Below are 7,877 nucleotides of genomic sequence, written 5' to 3' on the forward strand. Positions count from 1 at the left end.
CGTGGCCGTCACTGAAGGTGATGCCCCCGTACGGGGCTTCTCAAGGGTGTGACCTGCGGATTCGACGGTCGTCGGCGGCGGTTCCAGGGGTCCGGGCCGTCCGTCCGCGCGGGGCCGCGAACGGCGCGGGAGAGGACTTTCGGCCCTGCCGTCGCGCCGGACGGGTCCGTAACGTCCTGAGAAGAGTGCCGAGCGAAGCGGGGCGGAGGCGCGATGGACCCGTGGACCCTGGCGTACACGGGATTCGACCCCCGGTCCGAAGGGGTGCGTGAGACCCTCTGCACCCTGGGCAACGGATACTTCGCCACCCGCGGGGCGACGCCGGACGGCCTGGTCATGCGCGTCCCCGGAACGTACGCCGCCGGTTGCTACGACCGGCTGACCTCCCGGGTCGCCGGGCGGGAGGTCGTCAACGAGGACCTGGTGAACCTGCCCGACTGGCTGCCGCTCACCTTCGCCGCCTCCGGTGCCCCGTGGTTCCGCCCCGAGACGGCCGACCTGCTCGGATACGAGCAGGAACTCGACATGCGCCACGGCGTGCTCCACCGCCGTCTGCGCTTCCGGGACGGTCAGGGGCGTGTGACGTCCGTACGCCAGCGCCGCCTGGTGTCCATGGCCGCCCCGCACCTCGCGGCCCTGGAGTGCGCGTTCACCGCCGAGAACTGGTCCGGGCCGCTCCGCGTGCGCGCGGTACTGGACGGGAGGGTCACCAACCGCGGCGTACGGCGCTACCGCGACCTGCGCGGCGACCACCTGATCGGGCACGCCACCGGCACGCGGGACGGGTGTGCCTGGTTGCGCACGCGAACCCGCGCCTCGGGTACGCCGATCTCGCTGGCCATGCGCGTCACCGCCGATCACCAGACCGGACGGGAGGCGGCGTGCGAGGACCCCCGGATCACCGAGGACCCCCGGATCGCCGAGGACCCCCGGATCGCCGGGGACGCCTGGGTCCTCGGGGACGCCTGGATCGCCGGGGAGCCGACGCTGAGCCTGCGCCGCGGGCGGACCGCGACCCTGACCAAGACGATCGCCCTGACCACGTCACCCGCGCTCGACGCGGTCGATCTGGTACGGCGGGCACCCGGCTTCGAGGAGCTGCTGCGCGGGCACCGGGACGCCTGGGACCGGCTGTGGGAACGCGCGCTCATGGACGTCGGCGAGCCCCAGGTGGCCCAGATCGTCCACCTTCACGTCTTCCACCTGCTGCAGACGCTCTCCCCGCACACCGCCGCCCTCGATGTCGGGGTGCCCGCCCGCGGCCTGCACGGGGAGGCGTACCGGGGCCACGTGTTCTGGGACGAGCTGTTCGTGCTGCCCTGGCTCGACCTGCGCCTCCCGGAGGTCTCCCGGGGGCTGCTGCTCTACCGCTGGAGGCGGCTGCCGGCCGCGCGGCGGGCGGCGCGCCGGGCCGGGCACGCCGGCGCGATGTTCCCCTGGCAGAGCGGCAGCGACGGACGGGAGGAGACCCCGTCCCTGCACCTCAACCCGGACTCCGGCCGCTGGCTGCCCGACCACTCCCGCCTGCAGCGGCACATCGGGCTGGCCGTCGCCTACAACGTCTGGCACCATCACCTGGCCACCGGCGACACCGCCTTCCTGACGGAGTTCGGCGCGGAGCTGCTGGTGGAGATCGCCCGGTTCTTCGCCTCGCTCGCCGTCCTCGACCCCCGCTCGGGGCGCTACGGGATCCACGGCGTCATGGGGCCGGACGAGTATCACGACGCCTACCCCGGCGCGTCCGCCCCCGGCCTGGACAACAACGCCTACACCAACGTCATGACCGTGTGGCTGCTGCTCCGGACCCGCGAGGTCCTGGACCTGGTCCACGGGCACGAGAGGTTCGCCGTCACCGCGGGGGAGCTCGACCGGTGGCGGGACGTCACCCGCCGGATGCGCGTCGACTTCCATGACGGGGTGATCAGCCAGTTCACCGGATACGCCGATCTGGCCGAGCTGGACTGGAAGCGCTACGCGGGCGTGCGCAGGCTGGACCGCGCCCTGGAGGCGGAGGGCGACGACCCCGACCTCTACCGCGCGTCCAAACAGGCCGACGTCCTCATGTTGTTCTACCTCCTCGGCTCCGCCCAGGTGCGGGAGATCCTCGGTCGCCTCGGCTACCCCGCCTCCCGCAGGCTGACCGACCGCACCGTCGCGTACTACCTGCGGCGCACCTGCCACGGCTCCACGCTCAGCGCGGTGGTGCACGCCTGGGTGCTGGCCCGGTCCCAGCCCGCCGGCGCCTGGCACTTCTTCACCGAGGCCCTGCTCGCCGACGTCGAGGACGTGCAGGGCGGCACCACCGCCGAGGGCATCCACCTGGGCGCCATGGCCGGCACGCTCGACCTGCTCCAGCGCCGCTACCTCGGCCTGGAGATCCACGAGCACGGCATCGGCCTCGATCCACTGCCCCTCGACCGGCTGGGCGGCATCGCGTTGCCGATCCGGGTCCGCGGGACGTCCCTGTTCGTCGAGGCGGACCACCGGCGGATCACGGTCACCCGCGACGGCGGCGGTCACCGCCGCTTCCGGGTGACGGTCCGCGGCCGGGACACGTGCCTCGGCCCGGACGAACGCCGCTCCTTCCCGCTGGACTGAGCGCTCCGCGATCGACCCTCCCGGCCCGTGTCACGCGGTGGCCGTCGGGACGGGCGGCCGCCCGTGGTCCGGCCCCGGTCCGGCGGTGCCGTCCGGGGTCGCGGCTCTGGAGTGGAGGACCTCGCGGCCCTGCTCGGCGGCGCGGATGAGCCCTTCGCTGACGAAGTCGAGGAAGCGGGCCGAGTTCTCCAGGCGGACGGCGGCCGGGGTGCCGGGGCCGAGGACGGCGACGCCCTGCCGGGCGGTCTCGATGAACCGGTCGTTGGCCCGGGCGCTGGCGATCATGGACTGGTACCAGAGTTCGTCGTCGACGACGTAGCGCTCACGGCGGCGTTCGTCGCGCTCCCGGCGGACGAGGTCCTGGCCCTCCAGGAAGGCGATCGCCTTGGAGACGGAGGCGGGGCTGACCTGGAGACGCCGGGCGAGTTCGGAGGCGGTGAGGCTGCCGGCGTCGGTGGTGTAGAGGCAGCCCATCACCCGGGCCATCATCTTGGGCAGACCCGAGGCCATGAGAACGGTGGTGAGGGTCTCCTGGTAGTCGCGCACGGCCTCGGCGTCGCGCCCGTGGGGCTGCGGGGACGCCTGCGCCCCTCCGGGCGAGGGCTGCCCGCGCCGGCGGGTGCGCTGCTGGGCGGTGCGGTGGGCCAGGTCGGCGCGATAGCCGGTGGGGCCGCCGTTGCGCATCACCTCACGGGTGATCGTGGAGGTGGGGCGGTCGAGACGGCGGGCGATCTCGGCGTAGGCCAGGCCGTCGGCCAGTCCCAGTGCGATCTGCTGGCGGTCCTGCTGGGTGAGCCTGCCTCCCGGCATCGCGGTCTCCTTCGTGCCCCGTGGGCGCCCGGTGCTCCCTGACGCCTCCACCATAGCGTTCACTTTCAATTCGTTGCAACGGGCGACGACTCTGCGGTTGCGTTAAGCGAGAGGTGACTGCAACGATTAATCTGCTTCTACCTGCTAAAACACTGTTTAAAAGCAAAGATCTTGTTGCGCAAATATAGAAAGCAACGTAGCTTTTCCATTGTTCGAAACAGAGAGCCGCAAGCACGACGGAGAGCCACGATGCACACGTTCGACACCCCCGCCCCGATCACCGCCGTCCTCGACATCCCCGCCGGACGCGTCCGGCTCATCGCCGCCGACCGGACCGGCACCACGGTCGAGGTCCTGCCCGCCAACCCCGCCAAGGACCGTGACGTCACCGCGGCCGAGCAGACCACCGTCGGATACGCCGACGGCGTCCTGCGGATCGAGACCCCGGCGAAGAACCGACACTTCGGCCCGGCCGGAGCCGTCGAGGTGACGGTCAAGCTGCCCGCCGGCTCCCGCGTCGAGGCCAAGACGGCCGCCGCCGAACTCCGGACCGTCGGCCGCCTCGGCGACGTCGCCTTCGACGGCGCGTACCACCGGATCAAGCTGGACGAGACCGCGGGCCTCCGTCTCACCGCGACCGACGGCGACGTCGAGATCGGCCGGCTGGGCGGCCCCGCGGAGATCGCCACCGCGAGGGGCGACATCACCGTCGCCGAGGCCGTCGGCGGCAAAGTCGTGCTCCGCACCCAGTCCGGCGACATCTCGATCGGCGCCGCCGCCGGCGTCTCCGCCACCCTGGACGCCGGCACCTCCCACGGCCGCATCGTCAACGGTTTCAAGAACGACGGCACCGCCGGCCTCGACGTCCACGCCACCACCACCAGCGGTGACATCACCGCCCGCAGCCTCTGACCCACGGCCGGCCCGCGGCGCCCTCTGCTCACCCCGTCCCGGCGCACCGGGGCCGGGCATGCGAGATCGAAAACCACACTTGAGGAGATTCACGATGAGTCAGGTCGACGGCGGATTCTCGGCGACGGGGCTGCGCAGGCTGCGCGAGGTGCTGGAGCGGCACGTCGAGTCGGGGAGGATCCCCGGGCTCGTCGCCCTGTTCAGCCGGGGTGAGGAGACGCACGTCGAGGCGATCGGGACGATGCGCCACGACGGCGGCGCGCCGATGGGCCGGGACACGGTCTTCCGGATGGCCTCCACCTCCAAGCCGGTCTCGATCGCCGCCGCGATGGTGCTGCTGGACGAGTGCCGGCTGCGGCTGGACGACGTGGTGGACCCGTGGCTGCCCGAGCTGGCCGACCGCCGGGTGCTGACCCGGCCGGACGCCGAGCTGGACGACACCGTGCCGGCCCGCCGCCCGATCACCGTCCGGGACGTTCTGACCTCCACCTTCGGTCTCGGCCTGGACTTCACCGCGCTGGGCAAACCGATCATGAACGCGGTCTTCGAGCAGGGGCTCACCCCCAACCTGCCGGTCGAGGTGCCGGAGCAGGACGAGTGGATGCGCCGCCTGGGCGCGCTGCCGCTGGCCTACCACCCCGGCGAGCAGTGGCAGTACCAGATCGCCAGCGACCTGGCCGGCGTGCTCGTCTCCCGGGTCAGCGGCCGGTCGTTCGAGGAGTTCCTGCGCGAGCGCGTCTTCGAGCCCCTGGGGATGACCGACACCGGCTTCCACGTGCCCGCCGACCGGATCGACCGGCTGCCCCCGCTCTACGCCCCCGACCCGGCCACCGGCGAGTTCCTCGTCTGGGACGAGCCCCGGGACGGCCGCTGGAGCAGTCCCCCGGCGTTCCAGGGCGGCGGTGGCGGCCTGGTCTCCACCGCCGACGACTACCACGCCTACTTCCGGATGCTGCTCAACGGCGGCGTCCACGAAGGCCGGCGGATCCTGTCCCGCCCCGCCGTGGAGCTGATGACGACCAACCGTCTCACGCCCGAGCAGAACGCCGCCCGCACCGCCCTGGCCACCGGCAACGTGCACATCTCCTTCGGCCAGGGGCAGCAGGGCGGCTGGGGCCTCGGGATGGCGGTGCGCACCTACCGCGGCGACTACGCGCCCGTCGGCCAGTTCGGCTGGGACGGCGGCAGCGGCACCTCTGCCTACGCCGACCCGGCCAACGGCCTCGTCGGCATCCTGCTCTGCCAGCTCGGCTACACCGTCCCGAACCCGGCACACCTGATGAACGACTTCTGGACCACGCTCTACCAGGCCCTCGACGACTGACGGCGAACCCTCGCCCGGGAGGCTCGTCCCACAAAGGGGCGGGCCTCTTCGCACATCCGGCTACAGGTCGATGACATCTACCCGTATGGCGCGGTCGCCCGGGACGACGATGGGGTCGGCGACCTCGACGACTCGTTCGCCGGAGTAGGTCTGCCGGGTGATGGAGAACACCGGCACGCCGGCACCGGTCCGCAACCGTTCCGCCTCCTCCGGTGTCGGCATGCGGACCGCGGTCGACTCCTTTATTCGGGTCACCTCGATGCCGAGGCTGCGCAGCTGCCCGGTGTTGCCTCCGGGCCAGGGCTCGTTGCGCGGATCCGCCACCGGCGTCCCCTCGACGTCGGCCGCCAGCAGACAGGAGCGCGACATCTGCGACGGCTCGTCGTCGGCGTAGAACACGAACCTGCGCTCCAGTACGCGGGTTCCGGGCGCGACGCCGAACAGATCAGCGAGGCGCCCATCGGCTTCGACCCACGCGAACGCCTTGTCGAGGCGGTACTGCGACCAGGTGATGGCCGCGTCATGCGTGAACGACGTCTGTGGGTCGGCTGCCGACCCTACGGCGTCGGCGAGGTAGCGGTCCATGGAGAGCCGGCGTATCGGTGGGCGGGTACGGACACGGCTACCTGATCCCTGCCGGGATTCGATGAGGCCCTCGTTGCGGAGGATGTCGAGCGCGCGCCGGATGAGGATCTCGGAGACGCCATGCTCCTCGGCGAGCAGCCGTTGGGACGGCAGCTTCTCGCCCGGCTTGAGACGTCCTGAGCGGATACGTTCTCGCAGCTCATCGGCCACGCGGAGGTAGGCGTGTGTCCGACCGCTCACGCTCCGCCTCCCAATCTTCGTATCTGGCTTGACGGGAGCGTACACGATCAGGAAACTTCGTATACGAACTAGCCATCCAGGTATACAAGACTGAGTTTGGACTGCCGATGCCCGTCTCTCATGCCCCGGTCCGTCGTGCCTGCTTGTCCTATGTGCGGCAGGACGAACAGCGGCACCTCATCGACGCGCCTGAGCCGACCCTCGTCCTGATCGATGACCGCATCCTGGATGGCGCCGATCCCGAGAAGCTCGCCATCGCCCCGCACGAACAGGCGGAGAAGCCATGAAGGCTCAGCCTCCCTTGGAATGCCGCCACTGCGGTTGCGAGCTGGAGCGCAGGGTCGGGCCGAACGGCCCGGTTCACCTGCGGCGGGTCAGCCGCTGGGACCTCGACACCGATCGTGTGCCCTGTGCCGAATCGGAGACCACCGGCAAACACGAGCCGGTGCCCTCTCAGGGAACACCGATCCTCGGCACCCGCTGATCCCGGAACACCAACCCAGCCGTCACAAGCTCCCGGCACGCCGCCGATACCCCCAGGCGCAGCCGGGCCGGCCCGTCCCGTGTCCCCTCGGGGCGGGCCACATCGGACGTCCGGCCGGGCGCGGCATCCGGGGTTGGCAACTGTTCAAAGTTTTATAGACAAACATGGTCATGCATAGTCGTGTATCATGGATTTGTGAAGCTTTCGGAGTGGGCGCGCCAGCAAGGCGTGAGTTATCAGACCGCTTGGCGATGGGTAAAAGACGGCAAGATGCCTGTACCCGTCCGCCAGGCGCCCTCCGGCACGTGGATCGTCGAAGAACCGCTCAAGCACGTTTCCGGCCATGTGGTCGCGTACTGCCGGGTTTCGTCGGCGGATCAGAAACCAGATCTTGACCGGCAGGTCGCTCGCGTTGTCACCGAGGCCGCAAAGCGTGGCCTGCCGGTGGGCGAGGTCGTCACTGAAGTCGGCTCCGGCTTGAACGGCAAGCGCCGCAAGTTGCACCGCGTTCTGTCCGACCCGCGAGCCACCGTGATCGTCGTGGAACACAAAGACCGCCTCGCCCGGTTCGGCGTCGAGCACCTGCAGGCCGCCCTGTCCGCAACCGACAGGAAGCTGATCATCCTCGATCCGGAGGAGAGCACCGACGACCTGGTACGCGACATGACCGACATGCTCACCTCCATGTGCGCCCGCCTGTACGGGCAACGGGCGGCGAAGAACCGTGCCGCCAGAGCCATCGCCGCAGCAACCGCGAACGAAAGCCAACGATGAAATTCGAGCCGCAGCCCGGTTTCGTGGTCCAGGCATATCGGTTCGCTCTCGATCCGAACGCGGCGCAGGACAAGGCGCTGAGGTCACACTGCGGTGCGGCCAGGGCCGCCTACAACTGGGCCGTGTCCTGGGTGACGTCCTGCTGGTGGC

General features: G+C 70.7%; 9 protein-coding genes. 7 read left to right on the forward strand and 2 right to left on the reverse strand.

What is annotated here, in order from left to right:
* Positions 1–213 precede the first annotated feature (213 nt).
* Positions 214–2,598, forward strand: a complete 2,385-nt coding sequence (locus AB0D67_RS33320; protein ID WP_362944831.1) for a glycosyl hydrolase family 65 protein — start codon at positions 214–216, stop codon at positions 2,596–2,598.
* A gap of 30 nt (positions 2,599–2,628) precedes the next feature.
* Here AB0D67_RS33320 and AB0D67_RS33325 read toward each other — a convergent pair whose 3' ends face one another.
* Positions 2,629–3,408, reverse strand: coding sequence for a helix-turn-helix domain-containing protein (locus AB0D67_RS33325; protein WP_362944833.1), 780 nt, complete (start codon positions 3,406–3,408; stop codon positions 2,629–2,631).
* Between the two features lie 249 nt (positions 3,409–3,657).
* Here AB0D67_RS33325 and AB0D67_RS33330 point away from each other — a divergent pair, with 249 nt between their 5' ends.
* Entirely contained in the window at positions 3,658–4,320 is a 663-nt protein-coding gene (locus AB0D67_RS33330) for a DUF4097 family beta strand repeat-containing protein (RefSeq protein ID WP_362944835.1), read from the forward strand.
* Between the two features lie 94 nt (positions 4,321–4,414).
* Positions 4,415–5,644, forward strand: coding sequence for a serine hydrolase domain-containing protein (locus tag AB0D67_RS33335; protein ID WP_362944837.1), 1,230 nt, complete (start codon positions 4,415–4,417; stop codon positions 5,642–5,644).
* 60 nt (positions 5,645–5,704) lie between these two features.
* Here AB0D67_RS33335 and AB0D67_RS33340 read toward each other — a convergent pair whose 3' ends face one another.
* Positions 5,705–6,469 (reverse strand): GntR family transcriptional regulator, encoded by a 765-nt coding sequence (locus tag AB0D67_RS33340; RefSeq protein ID WP_362944839.1) that lies wholly within the window; start codon positions 6,467–6,469, stop codon positions 5,705–5,707.
* A 152-nt stretch (positions 6,470–6,621) separates the two neighbouring features.
* Here AB0D67_RS33340 and AB0D67_RS33345 point away from each other — a divergent pair, with 152 nt between their 5' ends.
* From AB0D67_RS33345 to AB0D67_RS33360, 4 genes are all read left to right on the forward strand, one after another.
* The gene (locus tag AB0D67_RS33345; protein ID WP_362944841.1) at positions 6,622–6,756 is read left to right on the forward strand and encodes a hypothetical protein; all 135 of its coding nucleotides are present in this window, start codon (positions 6,622–6,624) and stop codon (positions 6,754–6,756) included.
* Positions 6,753–6,953, forward strand: a complete 201-nt coding sequence (locus AB0D67_RS33350) for a hypothetical protein (protein ID WP_362944843.1) — start codon at positions 6,753–6,755, stop codon at positions 6,951–6,953. The genes AB0D67_RS33345 and AB0D67_RS33350 overlap by 4 nt, the downstream gene beginning before the upstream one ends.
* Before the next feature lie 195 nt (positions 6,954–7,148).
* The gene (locus AB0D67_RS33355) at positions 7,149–7,727 is read left to right on the forward strand and encodes an IS607 family transposase (RefSeq protein WP_362944845.1); all 579 of its coding nucleotides are present in this window, start codon (positions 7,149–7,151) and stop codon (positions 7,725–7,727) included.
* Positions 7,724–7,877, forward strand: a 154-nt coding sequence (locus AB0D67_RS33360) for a helix-turn-helix domain-containing protein (RefSeq protein ID WP_362944851.1), incomplete at its 3' end; no start/stop codon positions are given. The genes AB0D67_RS33355 and AB0D67_RS33360, both read left to right, overlap by 4 nt.

The sequence above is a fragment of the Streptosporangium sp. NPDC048047 genome (genome assembly GCF_040653115.1).
GTDB lineage: Bacteria > Actinomycetota > Actinomycetes > Streptosporangiales > Streptosporangiaceae > Streptosporangium.